The following is a 16589-nucleotide window of genomic DNA, read 5'->3' on the forward strand; positions in this document are numbered from 1 at the left end:
AAATATCCAGAGTCTATTTGTAAAAGAAACTTAAAACCTTGCTTAAAGAAACAATAAACTGAATAAGGATGTCGACACATTTCATCTCAATACCATCTACAACAGCTTATTTTTATTATTCATTTTGCAGTCCTTCTTTAAGTTATTTTTAATTTATTTTGAGTACCTAAGAGAAAACTTATGACAAATAAAACAACATTCAATAAAAGAGCGTTGGGTCAGCAACAGAACTCATACGATATCGAAAAGATTAAAAACCGTATTGCGATGAATAACATCGAGCAAGGCAAGAGTGAAAGAAAAAAAGAACGTAAAATAGAAGCAGAGCAATATAAGCAAGTCATTGTAAAGCGTATCGATAGCACTTTTAGGCATGCTGATGATATTTTACAATTAGCGATCCACGAAGGTAAAAGCCAAATAGAAAGACCCATGATCGGTTTATTATTATCATCATTTGCAGCCGGTATGATCATCGGCTTTACAGTACTCGCAGTCGCAGTGCTTACCAGTATTTTAGGCAGCACCGAAGGCATAAACCGCCTATTCATCGCTTTCTTATATCCCCTTGGTTTTGTGTTATGTATTTTAAGTAGAACACAGCTCTTTACTGAACATACCGCCACAGCTGTTTACCCACTACTCGACAAATCCACTGATGTCGCTGGTGTGTTAAAACTTTGGGTGATTGTTATTTTGGGTAACTTAATAGGCGGGTTTATTATTTCCAGTTTACTGTTTGCTGCTGAACCTGTTATCCATGCAAAACAAGGGTATTTACTCATTGCAGAGCATGTATTGCAGTATGATTCTACAAGTTTGCTGGTTAGTGCCCTGTTAGCAGGTTGGTTAATGGCCATTGGCGCCTGGACGATTCTTTCCACCCACTCAACGTCTAGCCAAATTCTGTGTATTTATATTGCTACATTTCTTATCGGCATTGGTGGACTTCACCATTCTATTGCCGGATCGGTTGAATTATTTATTGGATATTTAATGTCTCCAAATATTACATTAATCACAATAACACCAGTTATCTTATTAACTTTATTGGGTAATGCCATTGGCGGTAGTATTTTTGTTGCATTGTTAAATTATGGGCATATAAGAGGTCTCAATAAGTAATAAAACATGATCGAATCACAACTAGATTGAATTTTACAATTAAAGCATTTTAAGCGTAATAAGGAGAGTAAAGTGACATCATCAAACAAATACTTATCAAACTTGACGGTTAACGGTAAAGACTACAACTATTTCGACCTATCAAGCTTAGATATTGATATTAACCGACTTCCTTTAACTGCAAAAATTTTATTAGAAAACTTACTTCGTCACAGTGAACAACTGTATGTGCAAGAAGATGATATTAAAGCTTTATCCAAATGGGATACTAAAGCTGAACTTGATACAGAGATTGCATTTGTGCCATCTCGAGTCATCTTACAAGACTTTACTGGTGTCCCTGCTGTTGTTGACTTAGCGGCAATGCGTAATGCAATGCTAGAACTGGGCGGCGATGCAAATAAAATCAATCCGTTAAAGCCTGTAGATTTAGTCATAGACCACTCCATTATGGTCGATGAATTTGGTAAAGCAGACTCCTTTGAAAAAAATACTGAAATTGAAGTCGCCCGAAATAAAGAGCGTTATCAGTTTTTAAAATGGGGACAAAGTGCATTTGATAACTTTAAAGTTGTACCGCCGGGTAAAGGCATCGTGCATCAAGTTAATTTAGAGTACTTAGCAAGAGTTACCTTTGTTGATGACCAACATGATACTCCCCTGTTATATCCCGATACGCTAGTTGGAACCGATTCCCACACCACCATGATCAATGGACTAGGTGTATTAGGCTGGGGTGTTGGTGGTATAGAAGCTGAAGCCGCGATGCTTGGCCAGCCAGTTACCATGTTAATTCCGGAAGTAGTCGGCATGGAATTAACCGGTAAATTACCAGCAGGCGCAACAGCAACAGACTTAGTGTTAGCTGTTACCGAAAAATTAAGAGCACACGGTGTGGTTGGTAAATTTGTCGAATTCTTTGGTTCAGGCATCCAGCACCTAACAGTGGCTGACCGTGCAACGATTGCCAATATGTCACCAGAATATGGCGCAACCTGTGGTTTATTCCCAATTGACCAACAAACATCAAAATATCTCGAGCTAACAGGCAGAAGCCAAGAGCAAATCGATATCATAGAAGCCTATGCAAAAGCGCAAGGTATGTGGGGAAGTGAGTCGCAACAAAAAGCTGAATACCACGCCCAAGTCAGCCTCGATTTAGAGCAAGTCGTACCAGCGATTGCAGGCCCTAAACGCCCACAAGACCGAATTGATTTAGACCAAGCAGCACCCGCTTTTGAAGACTGGATCAAACAACAAAACGAGCTAACAATCATTCCACCAGAAAAGCAGAAAAAACGCTTTGACGATGAAGGTGGTACTGAAAATATTGGCTCAACAGATATGGCACCCAAAACATCCGCCTCTTATCACCTAGAGGGGGAAGATGTAGAGCTACACGAAGGCGCCGTGGTGATCGCAGCCATCACCAGCTGTACAAACACATCAAACCCATCGGTATTGATTGCTGCTGCATTACTCGCCCAAAAAGCCAATGCATTAGGATTAACCGTTAAGCCTTGGGTAAAAACCAGCTTTGCGCCTGGCTCACAAGTCGTTACTGAATATTTAAATAGTGCAGGTTTATCAAAAGAGCTGAATAAATTGGGTTTCAATTTAGTTGGGTATGGTTGTACAACCTGTATTGGTAATTCAGGTCCACTAGCGGACCCAATAAGCAATGCCATACAAGAAAATGATTTAACCGTCACGTCAGTATTATCGGGAAACCGAAACTTTGAGGGGCGTATCCACCCAGATGTGAAAGCCAATTACCTAGCGTCACCACCACTTGTTGTTGCTTACGCTTTAGCAGGTAACATGAAAATGGATATAGCCAATGAACCCTTAGGGATTAGTCATGATGGCGACCCTGTTTACTTAAAAAACATTTGGCCAGAGCAACAAGAAATACAAGACATTGTCACTCGCGTGGTTAACAAAAAAATGTTCTCAGATAAATATGGTTCAGTATATGACGGTGGTGATAGCTGGAAAAACCTTGAAACTGTTGATAGCGATATTTATAACTGGCCAACAAGTACCTATGTTAAAAAACCAAGCTTTTTTGACAACATGAAAGTACAACCAGAGCCAGTAAAAGCCATTGAAAATGCACGTTGTTTATTAAAACTAGGTGACAGTGTGACAACCGATCACATCTCCCCTGCCGGCTCTATCGGCAAAGAGACACCCGCAGCTAAATACCTTGTTGAAAACCAAGTACAAGCAAAAGACTTTAACTCTTATGGCTCAAGACGTGGTAATCACGAAGTAATGATGCGCGGTACTTTCGCTAACGTCAGATTAAAAAACCAACTTGCACCGGGTACAGAAGGCGGATTTACCACTTATCAACCTGAAGGCAAGCAAATGACCGTATTTGAGGCTGCACAACAATACACAGCTAATAAAATACCAACGGTCGTTATTGCAGGTAAAGAATATGGTACAGGTAGTTCTCGTGATTGGGCTGCAAAAGGACCTCTATTACTAGGCGTTAAAGCAACTATTGCAGAAACCTATGAACGTATCCATCGCTCGAATCTAATCGGTATGGGTATATTGCCGTTACAATTCAAAAAAGGAGAAGGTGCTGAAAAATATAACTTAGACGGTACTGAATCTTTTTCAATTGAAGCGATTACAGCAGAACAAAAACAAGTCACCGTTAATGTAACCAAAGAAAATGGAGACGCTATTTCGTTTGAGGCTGATATTCGTATTGATACCCCTAATGAATTTGAATACTTCCGTCATGGCGGCATACTTCAATATGTAATGAGATCACTGCTTTAATTAGCAGACTGCTTTTAATATAAAGCAGCTCGAAATCTATCACACAATATCCTCGATAGATTTCGAGTTCTCGTAACTAAGTCGATTATTATTACTTAGTACTATTAAAAGTAATATGTATTCAACTTGATAAAATTAAGTAGCTGTTATTTTAGCGAATAAACTTGATAGGCAAAGTACCTAACGGGAAAAGCTTAAAATAATAGCTACTTTTTATAACCTCTACATCAGCGCTACATCTCTAAATGATACTTGTGATTGAGGAGACAGAATAATTATTACTCGTTAGTGTTTATGGGAGCTCAAGCGCTTTAATACCTAGGATTTTTAATGGTAGGATAACCCTTTTATTTTCTATTAATAAATAGAGAGCCATTAATTTTTAAGGGATCTTCATGATAAATTTTCGTTTTTTACCGTTTATATTTTTAGCATTGCTAACAGGATGTGAAGTAGTAGGTCCATCAATGAAAGTAAGCGGCCCTAAAGTTATTCTTGGTGATTCAGGCCATCAAGATGTTATCTATACAGAAAAGAGTAAGAGTAAAGGTAAATTTTGCCCACCAGGACAAGCAAAGAAAGGAAACTGTTAATTACGGCTAAAATATAGAAAAATACAGGACACCCGATAATTTTAAATCGTAAAACTCTGATTTTATTGTGAGCAACTAATCGGTGTCTAAGATCTTTTCAATTACAGTATTTTCCCCCTGTCGATAATTCTACTTTTTTACCAGAAAATATAAATAAAAAGACTGACACCGAGTCGATGTCAGACTTTTTAGTTTTAATGCTAAAGAGGGTTTGTGTTCCTCTGTAGATATATCTCACCTAATTTTTTCGCACCAATATAATTAAGGTGGTTACTATCTCTATAGAGAGGTGTTTTATCTACATTAATATGGCATAAATATTCATCACAAATTAACGACTTCATATCAAGAAAAATAACTTCAGGGTATTTTTTTTCAACCTCTTCAAAATAATTAAGTACTGTTTCCTGTTGTTCTACAACATTCGAAAGAGTTATGCTTTCTACACAATTGAAATCTATACCCATTCTATCACTCAGAATAGGGCATCGAGAACGATCTACCCCAAAATCAGGTGTATCTTTTACAATAATTAATTTTTTATCAAGATGCAAAATACTTTCTATCGTTTCATCAAAACTACTTTTGAAATTAGCGATAGATGTTTTACTGTCAAGACTATCTCCTTCTTTATAAAAGAAATCTTTGCTTTCTTCACGCAAGTACCTCGAATACCTTCCGGCTATAATTACTGTATCTCCTTGAAATTCAGTAATTATATTTAATGTTTTCTGATTTTTTATAGAAAATGATTTCTTAACAGCTTCTCTAGTAATATCGTATTTTTGTACACCAATTAAAAACGGAGTTCCACCATTAGAAATTAGTGATCCATTTTTCATAGATTGGTTAGCCAAAACATTCATAAAACCTTCCAAAGACTCTGCATGAGAGTCTCCCACTAATAAAAAGTCTGCATCCAGTGGTGGGTTATCAAATTTATTCAAAAATGTGTCTATACAATAATCATTGTGACAGTCATTGTATTTTTTAGATAATAAAACCTGTGTTAAGTTTCCATCTGAAGGTGTAAACCTACTCTTAAATCCTTCAGAATATCTTGATAAAAGAATGAATATAGCAAACGCAACAAATGGTATCGCTAAAAATAACACGGCTGTTTTTTTAAAGTTATAAATTAAAACCAATCTGAACTTTTGCTCTATAAAGTAGTAACTTAATATAGATAAAGAAAAAGATAATAGAATAATAAAAAACTTAACGGTCATGGACTTATCGATAGCCATGTAGTTTATAAGCCCAATAATTGGCCAATGCCATAAATAAAGTGAATACGATATTAAACCAATAAAGACCAATAATCGTGTTGATAAAATATAGTTAATAATACCTTGATTATCATTATCTTTACCTGAAATTAATAGGCATACAGTAGATAAACAAACAATAGCTGCATTTATACCAGGGAAAACATCCGCCTTACTTAAAAATAATGAAGTTAAAATAATACCGCTCAAGCCTAATAACGATAAGCCATGATTCAAGAATAAATTTATTTTCTTCATCTTTGGTAAAAACAGTGCAAGTGTTGCCCCTGAAGCTAGTTCAAATGCACGAGCTGGCAATAAATAATATGCAGAGTTTGAGTGAGTGATCGCTAAAAATTCAGATAAAACAAATAATGCGCTAGTAACCCCAAGTAACAGCAATTGATGATGTTTTTGGGGTATAACTTTAAACATCAGGAGCATTGTTGCGGGCCAAATAATATAAAATTGCTCTTCAACAGACAAAGACCAAGTATGCAATAACGGAATAGACTCCGCCTTTACCCCCCAATAACCATCCGTAATATTATTGAAATAAAAATTACTTAATGATAAAAAAGATAACCCAGCACTTTGGGTTAAACGAATATAGTCTTCAGGAAACATTACAAACCATGCAGCAATGCATGTTAAAATAATTACAAATAATAAAACTGGAACAATTCTTCTTATTCGCCTTAAATAAAACTCATGATAAGTAAATTTATCATTAAGCAAATCGCGATATATGATCGATGTAATAAGAAAACCTGATAACACAAAGAAAACGTCAACACCAATAAACCCACCTGGTATTTCTTCAATCCCAATATGAAAAAAGATAACAAGCAAAACGGCGATAGCCCTTAATCCACTAATATCTTTTCTATATGAAAGATTCTTCATTATTATTAACCTTAAATGTACTATTAAAAACTTTAGAGATAAGTCAGCCTAAAAACGTAGCTAACGACGGAGAGTTTACTTTCGTTGAACTAATGTGAAGTAAAAAGGGAGACTACATTAAAGCACCTAACTGCTCAATGTGATTATTGACAGCAAAGCGCTACAAATAAAAAATACAAGACACCCAGTGAATTTACATCGTAAAACGCTGATTTTATTGTGATAGACTAATGAGTTTCCGAAATTTTATCATTGAATTAGTCGTCGCGACAATCATGGTTATTTATGTCAGCTTCCGCTTTATAAAACATCCGTGGTCGATAAAGCGCTAACTTGGCTTATGTGATTACACTTCAGAGGTTATATGTTTAAAATGTAGTGAATAAAAAATAGAGATTTTTTAACGATTAAGTGTGAAAGTGACTTAGGGTTTGTAAAGTAAAAATGATCTTCCCCGACTTTGTAGACACTTTAATTCTCGCTTAAGTACCTTTTTTCATACTCATCAGGAGACACATGGCCAAGGTGACTATGTAATCGCTTCCGATTGTAAAACATCCCAATATAATTGAACAAGTGTTTCCTGCTAACGCCTTGCTAAGCGGACAAAAATAGTGGGTTAAAATGAGTAGCGAAGCGAAACGTAACCCACTATTTTTTTGTTCCGTTGAAACGTCTTGTTAGCAATTTACATTACAGACAAAAGGCTTCATTACGCCAAATTTTATCATTAACTGGACCGTGTATGGTTCCAAAATAATTCTTACACGAAACATGTCTTTCTAAGTTTGTTACCACCCAGTCAATATAGACAATTCCCTCTGCAACATCCTTCACAACACCAATAGCTTTTATAGAGATTGTCGAAGCTCCTTTACCATCACGTTTTTTGACTGCAATTCGATCACCTTGTTTAATGCGATTGATTTTATCTGCGTATCCCGGTTGTTCTGCCTCGTCATACCCCATTTGCCAAGTACCACGAAGGTAAAAACGTTCAGCTTGGTCGTCATGACCCCATGTTGCTCCAACTACCCAGTAATTCATAATATTCCTTGATTGCTAACGAGGCTGTAGAATTTCTCATTTTCAGCCCGATTATTTAAAATAAAAACTACATTAATTCATATTTAGTTGAGATTCCAATAGATAATTCGGATTTTCAATAAATGATTGATTAATTTGAGCTGTAGAGGCGTTTATGAGGGTAATTAGACTGTATTATTGCGATTTAAGGGCTTAGCCCTTGGCTTAATGTAAACTATTCCTTAACTTTTCTATATTATGAACGGACAGTACATTTTCCATTGGGCATTCACTTTTTCTTGCCCGCGCAGCTTGAATTTATTCATGCCTTTATTCACCGTGATATTACCAAATACGGGTTCAATGGCACCTAATCGTTTGCTGTATTGGCGCAGTCCTATTGGACTATCTATCTTAACTTTCATTTTGTCGCCATAGCTTAGCTTTTTCCGTGATTCATTATTTTAAAATTGGACTTGTCTTCCTCTATCCTTCGGTGGTTTAGCATGCATTGCTGTTGTAAAGGGCATACCTTACAGTCTTTTAAATAACCACAGAATCGTGTGTATTGTTGCTTGAATAATAATAGGAATAATAATAGCGGACACCCATTAATTGAAGACTATAAAATCAATTAATTACAATTTAAAGTCGATGGGTGTCCAGCCTTTATGTTAAATCGTAAAACTCTGATTTTATTATAATCAACTAATGGGTGTCCGAAATTTTTTCGAAATTTTTTATAAGTTAGCCATACTTTGTAAGCTTTTTAACATTTTCCTGCTGCGCTACTAAGCGCATCACATTGGCTTACTTTATCTTCCTTTTCAGTACTGCCAAATTCAGTGCAAAGCGCGTCAGATTTAACGATAAGAGCGGTAGTATAATAGCAGCTATATTCATTGCCATTTGCGACTGCATCAAACGTTATTTTTTGTAGACCACCTTGAATATTTGATACATTGATATTTTCAGGCTTAACACCTAAAGCCATTGATGCTTTTGCTTGTAGGCTGCTTTCTTCCACAGTATTTTTTTCTAATACAGCACAACCAGATAATGTAGCCATAACAATGGCAGCCGTAATTATTTTTATATTCATGAGTGTTTATATTCCTATTAGTTAATAATCTATTAAGTTATATTAATTATTGTTATTTAGTTACAGTAAAGCGAATTAAACTACAACTTTGCAATTTAGGTTTTCTTAGGGCAACAATTAATTTTTATTTTTTGTATGATAGAGATACAAAGCGAGAATAAGGGTAGAGAAAAGTATTTACAACAACAAAAATACAAGACACCCAGTGAATTTACATCGTAAAACGCTGATTTTATTGTGATAGACCAATGGGTGTCCAAGATTTCTTACAGATCTTTTTCAGCGATAGCTTTATTAGCCGAGCTTACTTTGCAAGTTATTCTTAACGGCAGGCCATTCAGAGTTAATGATAGAATAAACGGCAGTATCTCTAATTGAACCATCACTTAAAACCTGATGATTACGTAGAATGCCATCTTGCTTGGCCCCTAACCGTTCAATTGCTCGTCTAGAACCCTGATTAAAAAAGTGTGTTCTAAATTCTACTGCAATTGCAGAATGCGTTTCAAAAACATGATTCAGTAACAATAACTTACACTCTGTATTAATAGGCGTACGTCTGGCTGAAAATGAATACCAAGTATACCCTAGCATTGCTCTTTTATTTTTAGCGTCAACACCATAAAAACGAGTTGTTCCTACGATCTTATTAGTAGTATTGCACCTAACAGCAAATGCTATATTGCCGCTCTTCGCCTCTTTAATTGCCGTATCGACATAATCAGCCATCAAGTCTGGAGATGGAACATTGGCGTACCATAACTTCCAAGATTCACCATCTAAAACAGCTTCTTTAAGCTCATCGACATGAGCAACACTCAACGGCTCTAATGTAACGTACTTCCCTTGTATTTTAGGACAAGATAACCAATCCATATGCACCTCTTTTATACTACGAATGATACTGTCAGTATCCCTTCATGTTTTATAAGGCACAGCAGTTTGATAAGTTAATTGTTAGATAAAGTGAAAAAATATTGAATACCCAGTGATTTAAAGTCTTAAAGAGCTGATTTTATTATGAGCAACTAATGGATGCCCGAAATCTTTTTTTAATTTTTAGGTCTCATTTTTTCATTCGCCCACTCAGCAAACTCTTGTAAAGTGCAACTATCCGTTGATCCTTTTTTTTCTCCATCTGCAATTCGATAAATGACAAGATAGCGTAAAGGATCTTTATGTTTACGCTGATCAATGACCTGACGAACTGCCCACTGTCTGCCTGGCTTAGCATTCGTATAATATGTGCCTAACTCAAGCACAAATTCATTAATTAATTCTTCATGATAGATAGCATCAGCTAAATCAACCACTCGCTTTATCTGTTCATCACTGGCATCAACAACTAACTCTGAACGCTTAATTGCTTCATGGATATGTTGCATTTTGATACGACGTGTATCTGGATGATACCCAACACTTTGATAACGCATTAAGCTTTGTGGATATCGTCGCCAGTGGAAGAGATTATTAAAGATCATCGCGGCGAAAAATAATATGGTGCAGTTAATCAGGGTTGGCGTAATAACATACCAATAACCCAATTCATGTATAGTAGGGCCACCTATTACAGCAGCCAACGCAGTTGCTCCACCGGGCGGGTGTAAGCTTCGAGTGAGATGCATCACTAAGATAGACAATGCAACAGCGAGTCCAGCAGCGACAAATGTAACATCTATCAAGCTTGCGCAAGTAACCCCTACAATTGCCGAAAGAATATTTCCAACTAAAAAAGCCCATGGTGTAGAAAGCTGCCCATGAGGGACCGCAAAAAGTAAGACTGCTGAAGCTCCCATAGAAGGTAAAATAGCAATAGACCCTTGCTCACCAGTTAAATGTATTGTTGTATAGTAACAACAAAAAATAGCGAGCATTCCCCCTATCGTTGCAACCGCTTTCTCGGAATCAACGACGCCACTTTGAATGCCTAAAAAGCGACTAATTCTCTTAATCATTTTTCTCACTTACTTTACTTCTCTATTTATATTTTTGTATCGATTAGAGTACTTCTTCAACCATTAATTTTCTTGGGAAATATAGATATAACATGAAAATAAAATATGCCGATTTTAGTATCTACAATAGACCTTTACTATTTAAAATAATATAAACGACACAATTAAAAAGCCTCAAAAGGTAAAGCTCTACAATGGAAGTAAAAAATCATAGGTTTTAATTTTCAATATTATGCAATCCAAAAGCTAAGAGAACTTCATTACAAAGCTCAATTAATTGAGAGCTTACATTAAGCCCTGCTGATCTTTAATAATTTGTAACAAAAAAGGTAAAAAATTACGGTTAAGATGTGAACCTTGATTTCATTAGAAAAATACAGACACCTAGTGACTTTAAATTGATCAGGTATCATTGGTGTAGCCTTGGTTTATCCTTACGCTCTTCTTTTAACTGCCTAATCCACTTATCCGTTGTCGATTTACCAACGTTCATTGCTGTTGCAATTTCTCGTACTGATTACCTTTGATTAACAACCAACTGCGTTGATTCTAATTTAAACTCTGAAATGAAATTACGCTTACCTGTTCTGACCATTTTAATCACCTATAAAATTATCGAGATGAATAATATCAACTCTACTTAGGTGGCCAAAACCACTGTACCACTATAGGTTCAATTAGGCCTGAATATGATGCTCTTAAATTTCGGGATATAATGATTGAAGATTATTGATTAAATAAGAGATATTATAATTAGCAAAAACATAGAAGAATACAAAGTATATTCCTCTATGTTTTTCGTTTAATACTTAGTATATATAAACGGCACCTGAAGCTGAAAGTGAACTATCAGTTTGATCGCCATCAATACCTGATGCAGCAGAGTCTTCATTTTTTGCACCCACCATTAGTTTTTTACCATCTGAGCTAAGCGCTAATGAAGCACCAAATGACTCCTGACCATCCGCTTTTGTATTCGATGCTTTAATATATGCATATTGAATCCAACCTTCATTCTCATATTTGAAAGCGTAAACAGCCCCATTATATTTACCTGAGCTTGTCTGATCTCCATCAATGCCAGTAGCTAGCGAAGCTTCATAATCAGCTGAAGCAACCAATATATTACCATCAGCGCTTAACACTACATTTTTACCAAAACTATCACCATCAGCGGCATTTGAAGTTTTAAGGTAAGCTTCTTCAGACCAGTTATTATCACTATATTTAAATACATGGACGGCACCACTACCACTAAACAGAGAATCATCACTGTAAGCACCGACAGCTAAAGTGTTTCCATCTTCACTCAAAGAAACAGAATTACCAAAGTAACTGTCTTCAGTTGGTGTTCCAGCTTTAATTAAAGCTTGCTGTGTCCAAGCGTTACCATCCTGTCTAAATATATAAGCAGCACCACTTCCACTTAGGCTGTTATCATCTTCACCATCGTTCCCATTAGAATCCTCACTATAAGCACCTACCGCTAAGGTCGTTCCATCGCCACTTAGAGAAACCGAATTTCCAAAGTAGTCTCGGTCATCTGTATTTGAAGCTTTAATATAAGCTTCTTGATCCCAAGTTGCTCCATTATATCTAAAGAGATAAGCAGCGCCTGCACTTACCGCATCATTATTCGCTTGTTCATCTTCATTAGTCACTGATTCTTCTGAAGTATAAATGCCTGTTGCATCTGAATCTTCAGCTTTCGTTCCAATCGCTAACACATCACCATCATCACTGAGTGATACTTTCAAACCAAAATTATCACCAGCATCTGTGTTAGATGCTTTAATGTAAGCTTCTTCAGACCAATTAGTACCATCAAAACGGAATATATATGCAGCTCCAGCGCTGTTATAATCTCCATTTGATTCACTGTTAACACCTGTTGTACTAGAGTCTTCACCTATACTACCAACAGCTAAAACGGTACCATCTTCATTTAATGATACTGACTCACCAAACTTATTACTTTTTAATGAATTCGATGCTTTCACATAAGCTTCTTGAGACCAATCACTCCCATTATTTTTAAAAATATAAACGGCTCCACTGGCTGATGCATCATTATCATCTTGTAAATCAGAATTAATACCTGTTGCACTTGAGTCTTCCGTGTAAGCTCCCACAGCCAAAGTAAGACCATCTCCACTTAATGAGGCAGAATATCCAAACCGGTCATTTGCATCTGGATTTGACGCTTTAACATATCGAATAAGATCAGTCACATTTTGGTTTGAAAGTGACAAATAATTACTCGCTGTATATGAATTACCATTACTCGCTAATATAAAGTACTCTGATGAGTACCTGCCAAATAAAGAGTCTATTTTTGTCTCGATAGAGTTTGATTCTGTGGTAGTCGCTATTTCAGAGCAATTATTTTCAGCTTCAATATTATTTTCACATAAAGTATACGTTAATCCAGTGCTATCGCCATCCCACGTAAAAGTTACTGCACCGGATTCACTTTCACTTCCATCGATATCAATGAAATTAAATGAAGGTATGGATACGACCTCTTCTTCAGGTACGGATACAACCTCCTCTTCAGGTACGGACACAACCTCTTCTTCGTTAGAGTTATCTTCACTTGCGCAGGAAAAAAGAAGAAATGAACTTAATGTAATAGAAATTATACGATACATAATTAACCTTAATTTAAATTTAAAATTTTGGATATATGGTAGGTAGAAAATAAATGAGGTATAACGATAGTTTAATCATTTAAACTCAACTGACTAACGTAGCTATATATTCCATGCTAAATCGTTCACCAACGCAATCGATAACCAGCTGCACTTGGATTCGCCAATGATAATCATTATCACCAAGAGAATCAAGGGCAATTTTACTTAGTTATTAATTTAAATAGTGTTAAGAGAGGTTTTTGCTAATTTACTGTCATAAATTTTTTGTTCAAATGCTTTTAAGCGTTTGTAAACTGAAATCAATTCAACAATTGTAGACCAACTATAAACAAGATAGTGTAAAGAACCTTCTACCTTACTAAATGCACGAAGAATTTGCTGTAATACCCCTAGTGTTATCGCTCCTGCAACAATAGTCGGTGTTAACATGATATATGGCATAACGGAAGAAAACTGTAGGTAAGATTGCTTCACTAAATCAAAATATAAGTAATGACGATACATCGTTAAATAATTTAAGCGTACACTTTGAAATAACTCAGCTACTGTTTGAGGTTTAGCTCTACTACTATCATCCTCCCCCAAAACTAACTCTTTCCTAAGGGCCGCTTCTGCCTTTTGATTATTAAACTCTAATCCAGGTAATTTAATACCTACCATAGCTAAAATAACTGTTCCAAAAATAGCGGAAATTATCGCTAAGTAGATAAGCACATGATCGACTTCTCCAATTAACGGAACTTCTTTCACTTTTTTACTGAGTTCCCAGAGTAGTGGTTGAAAAGCAATTAATGTTAATAATGAACGTAATAAAGAGATACCTAAACGCTCAACAATCTGTGCAAAACGCATTGTATCTTCTTGAACTCGTTGAGAAGCCCCTTCAGTACCTCTGACAAGAGGCCAATATTGAGTGTAATAATTTTGCATTGCCGTTCGCCACCTGAATACATAGTGACGAACAAAAAACTCTAAAAATACAGCAACAAGAATAAAAATTAGTGATATTTTACCAAAGTCCCATAGATGGCCTAATAACATTTCACTTGTTACTGTACCTGGATTTGATAATGCATCTTGAATCGAGTCATAAAAACTTCCAAACCATTCATTAACTTGAACATCTAATTGCACTTTGTACCAAGTGGAGATAAGAATTAAAATACTACCGCACCATGCCCAAATTCGCCATTTAGCATCGAGAAAAAAACTGTGAAACATAAAAAAGACCTTAAATATTTAGAAACGAATTAATCGAGTTTATAACTGAATACCAAGCGGTATTCACGTGTTGCCCAAGTTGTATTCTCTGGCGGTAAGGGTATTGGTTGAGCTTCGTCAAATAAACGTCTTATAGCACGGTCAAAGGCTCTATCTCCTGTTCGTTTAACTACTTTATGGTTTAATACTTTTCCTTGTTTGTTAATATTAAAAACGACTTCGACAGTCCCTTCTTTTCTTTTAATTTTTAGTGTTCGAGGATAACGCTTAAATTTCATCAAATGCTTTCGTAACAATGCATCATAAATAGCACTATCTGGGTCACCGCTTAAGGTTTCTGCTTGTCCACTTTCATGAACCTTAAGTTTGTTATCTACTGAACCATCAATACCTCCAGCGCCTTGAATTTGTTTTTTCTGCTGAACAGTTGGCACGACTTTATTAACTTGTGAAGTTTCTCTTTCTTCTGTTATTTTCTTTATTTTTTCTTTTTGTTTTTTTCCTTGTTTTTTCTTAGTCGATGGAGCTTCTACAATCGGTTTTGGCTTTTTTTTCTTTATCTTTTCTAGACCTAATTTTTTGTTTGTTTCCTTCAATTTATTATTTTTTAAAGTTTGAGGTTCACTTACGGGCGTTTTTATGGGTTTGGCTTTTTGTTGTATTGGTTTTACAGCTTCCTGAGGAGCCACTTCATTACTTGCAATCTTCCCTGCAGCTGCACTACGAAAGCCGATACTTACTTTAGCCTTAGGCGCATGTTGTAGTGCTACATTTTCAATCTTTATTTTCCAAAATAATGCTGCAATTAAAATAATATGCAAAACAAAAACCCACGTAACAATTGACCTAAATGAACTTGGGCCAACATCTGACTGATTCATAATCCATCAACCACTTTTTGTTCTAATGCGATATGAGTATTATTGATACCTAGTCGCTTTAAGATATCTAAAGTTTCAATCATCCTTTGAGCAGGGCTGTTTTGGTCAATATCTAATACGGTAGCTACAGGCTCATCCGCATTTACCACTAACGTCATTAGCTTTGTTTTCAATTTATTTTCTGAAGTAATAAGTTCATCAGCGATCAACCATTGATTATTTTCTTCCAGAATTTGTAAATGAATCACTTTCTCTTCAGCTGGAGATTGAATATCGGCTTGATTAATATCAGGTAAATCAATATCCATTGTCATTAAGGGCGTGTTAATCATTAACATCATAAAAGCAATTAGAGATAAAATAACATCAATCATCGGAGTCATGGTCTCCGGTGTTATTGGCTCCAATCCACTATCTTCTTCAAACTGGATCATATATTTTTCTCTTGTTTCTTATTACGTTGTTGCATTAATTGCGATAGGCTATTCAATAGAAACTGACTACGAGTCAACATTTTTTTTATTTTTGAAGTGAAAATTGCATGAGCAAGCACACAGAAAACCGCTATGACTAAGCCCGCTGCTGTTGTAGAAAGTGCTTGCCATAATCCATTGGCCACAATGGAAGGCTCTACAGGACCGGCATGCTCACCAATCTTTTGAAACGCCCTCATTAATCCTATTATTGTCCCTAATAACCCCAACATGGGAGCAAGTGAAGCAACCGTCACTAAACCACTGACTCTTTGACGTAAACGACTATTAAACATCACCATTAATGTTGAAACTTGCTCATCTCTAACGTCTTTATCGCTATGCTGTTCTTTTTTCATTAACAGAAGCGCTTTGCAATAAAATGGTTTCAAGTTGATTAATTCATCAATTGCTTGTTCCAGCTTTGATGTCGATATCATCTCTAAGATATTTTCATATTCAACCTGAGTAATATCTTTTTGACGTAACAGAAAAATTGCTTTTTCTATAATTAAACTTATTGCGATAACGGAACAAAGTAATAAGGGTACACCTGTGGCAATATGCCAAATATTATTAAACATAA

Annotated in this window: 14 protein-coding genes and 2 pseudogenes; 3 read left to right on the forward strand and 13 right to left on the reverse strand. The window is 35.9% G+C overall.

Going from position 1 to position 16589, the window contains the following annotated elements; genetic code table 11:
* Positions 1-180 precede the first annotated feature (180 nt).
* The 3 genes from V6256_RS04430 (at position 181) to V6256_RS04440 (ending at position 4517) form a co-directional block, all read left to right on the forward strand.
* Entirely contained in the window at positions 181-1125 is a 945-nt protein-coding gene (locus tag V6256_RS04430; protein ID WP_341596864.1) for a formate/nitrite transporter family protein, read from the forward strand.
* A 72-nt stretch (positions 1126-1197) separates the two neighbouring features.
* A complete protein-coding gene (gene acnA / locus V6256_RS04435) occupies positions 1198-3924 on the forward strand; it encodes an aconitate hydratase AcnA (protein ID WP_341596865.1) in 2727 nt (908 codons plus the stop codon).
* A gap of 395 nt (positions 3925-4319) precedes the next feature.
* Complete coding sequence (locus V6256_RS04440; protein WP_341596866.1) at positions 4320-4517, forward strand: hypothetical protein; 198 nt, start codon at positions 4320-4322, stop codon at positions 4515-4517.
* 200 nt (positions 4518-4717) lie between these two features.
* On the opposite strand, the gene V6256_RS04445 is transcribed toward V6256_RS04440, so the two are convergent.
* The 13 genes and pseudogenes from V6256_RS04445 to V6256_RS04500 all read right to left on the reverse strand — a co-directional run bounded on the left by V6256_RS04445 (position 4718) and on the right by V6256_RS04500 (position 16587).
* Positions 4718-6691: an acyltransferase family protein gene (locus V6256_RS04445; protein ID WP_341596867.1), complete on the reverse strand. Its 1974-nt coding sequence runs from the start codon at positions 6689-6691 to the stop codon at positions 4718-4720.
* 471 nt (positions 6692-7162) lie between these two features.
* Positions 7163-7267, reverse strand: a complete 105-nt coding sequence (locus V6256_RS16405; RefSeq protein ID WP_424141045.1) for an IS3 family transposase — start codon at positions 7265-7267, stop codon at positions 7163-7165.
* Between the two features lie 117 nt (positions 7268-7384).
* The gene (locus V6256_RS04450; protein ID WP_341596868.1) at positions 7385-7738 is read right to left on the reverse strand and encodes a hypothetical protein; all 354 of its coding nucleotides are present in this window, start codon (positions 7736-7738) and stop codon (positions 7385-7387) included.
* Between the two features lie 204 nt (positions 7739-7942).
* Positions 7943-8291 (reverse strand): annotated as a pseudogene (locus V6256_RS16410) (transposase); the annotation flags it as partial.
* A gap of 195 nt (positions 8292-8486) precedes the next feature.
* Positions 8487-8819, reverse strand: a complete 333-nt coding sequence (locus V6256_RS04460) for a hypothetical protein (protein ID WP_341596870.1) — start codon at positions 8817-8819, stop codon at positions 8487-8489.
* Positions 8820-9113: 294 nt separating this feature from the next.
* Positions 9114-9695, reverse strand: a complete 582-nt coding sequence (locus V6256_RS04465; RefSeq protein WP_341596871.1) for a GNAT family N-acetyltransferase — start codon at positions 9693-9695, stop codon at positions 9114-9116.
* 176 nt (positions 9696-9871) lie between these two features.
* Positions 9872-10774 (reverse strand): HPP family protein, encoded by a 903-nt coding sequence (locus V6256_RS04470; RefSeq protein WP_341596872.1) that lies wholly within the window; start codon positions 10772-10774, stop codon positions 9872-9874.
* A gap of 427 nt (positions 10775-11201) precedes the next feature.
* Positions 11202-11369: pseudogene (locus V6256_RS04475) on the reverse strand (transposase); the annotation flags it as partial.
* Between the two features lie 214 nt (positions 11370-11583).
* Positions 11584-13425 carry an FG-GAP repeat protein gene (locus V6256_RS04480; protein ID WP_341596873.1) on the reverse strand — a complete coding sequence of 614 codons (1842 nt, stop codon included), beginning with the start codon at positions 13423-13425 and terminating at the stop codon, positions 11584-11586.
* Between the two features lie 219 nt (positions 13426-13644).
* Positions 13645-14649, reverse strand: a complete 1005-nt coding sequence (locus V6256_RS04485) for a putative transporter (RefSeq protein WP_341596874.1) — start codon at positions 14647-14649, stop codon at positions 13645-13647.
* Positions 14650-14678: 29 nt separating this feature from the next.
* Positions 14679-15530 carry an energy transducer TonB family protein gene (locus V6256_RS04490; RefSeq protein WP_341596875.1) on the reverse strand — a complete coding sequence of 284 codons (852 nt, stop codon included), beginning with the start codon at positions 15528-15530 and terminating at the stop codon, positions 14679-14681.
* Entirely contained in the window at positions 15527-15964 is a 438-nt protein-coding gene (locus tag V6256_RS04495) for an ExbD/TolR family protein (RefSeq protein ID WP_341596876.1), read from the reverse strand. Before V6256_RS04495 ends, V6256_RS04490 begins: the two co-directional genes overlap by 4 nt.
* Complete coding sequence (locus V6256_RS04500) at positions 15961-16587, reverse strand: MotA/TolQ/ExbB proton channel family protein (protein WP_341596877.1); 627 nt, start codon at positions 16585-16587, stop codon at positions 15961-15963. The genes V6256_RS04495 and V6256_RS04500 overlap by 4 nt, the downstream gene beginning before the upstream one ends.
* Between the last annotated feature and the right edge of the window lie 2 nt (positions 16588-16589).

The organism is Psychromonas aquatilis, from assembly GCF_038155185.1.
Classification (GTDB): domain Bacteria; phylum Pseudomonadota; class Gammaproteobacteria; order Enterobacterales; family Psychromonadaceae; genus Psychromonas; species Psychromonas aquatilis.

Bases quoted from the DNA above. Each gene is read 5' to 3' on its own strand.
- V6256_RS04445 (WP_341596867.1), bottom strand. From the start codon at position 6,691: ATGAAGAATCTTTCATATAGAAAAGATATTAGTGGATTAAGGGCTATC.
- V6256_RS04430 (WP_341596864.1), top strand. From the start codon at position 181: ATGACAAATAAAACAACATTCAATAAAAGAGCGTTGGGTCAGCAACAG.
- V6256_RS04490 (WP_341596875.1), bottom strand. From the start codon at position 15,530: ATGAATCAGTCAGATGTTGGCCCAAGTTCATTTAGGTCAATTGTTACG.
- V6256_RS04500 (WP_341596877.1), bottom strand. From the start codon at position 16,587: ATGTTTAATAATATTTGGCATATTGCCACAGGTGTACCCTTATTACTT.
- V6256_RS04450 (WP_341596868.1), bottom strand. From the start codon at position 7,738: ATGAATTACTGGGTAGTTGGAGCAACATGGGGTCATGACGACCAAGCT.
- V6256_RS04485 (WP_341596874.1), bottom strand. From the start codon at position 14,649: ATGTTTCACAGTTTTTTTCTCGATGCTAAATGGCGAATTTGGGCATGG.
- V6256_RS04495 (WP_341596876.1), bottom strand. From the start codon at position 15,964: ATGATCCAGTTTGAAGAAGATAGTGGATTGGAGCCAATAACACCGGAG.
- V6256_RS04480 (WP_341596873.1), bottom strand. From the start codon at position 13,425: ATGTATCGTATAATTTCTATTACATTAAGTTCATTTCTTCTTTTTTCC.
- V6256_RS04465 (WP_341596871.1), bottom strand. From the start codon at position 9,695: ATGGATTGGTTATCTTGTCCTAAAATACAAGGGAAGTACGTTACATTA.
- V6256_RS04440 (WP_341596866.1), top strand. From the start codon at position 4,320: ATGATAAATTTTCGTTTTTTACCGTTTATATTTTTAGCATTGCTAACA.
- V6256_RS04460 (WP_341596870.1), bottom strand. From the start codon at position 8,819: ATGAATATAAAAATAATTACGGCTGCCATTGTTATGGCTACATTATCT.
- V6256_RS04470 (WP_341596872.1), bottom strand. From the start codon at position 10,774: ATGATTAAGAGAATTAGTCGCTTTTTAGGCATTCAAAGTGGCGTCGTT.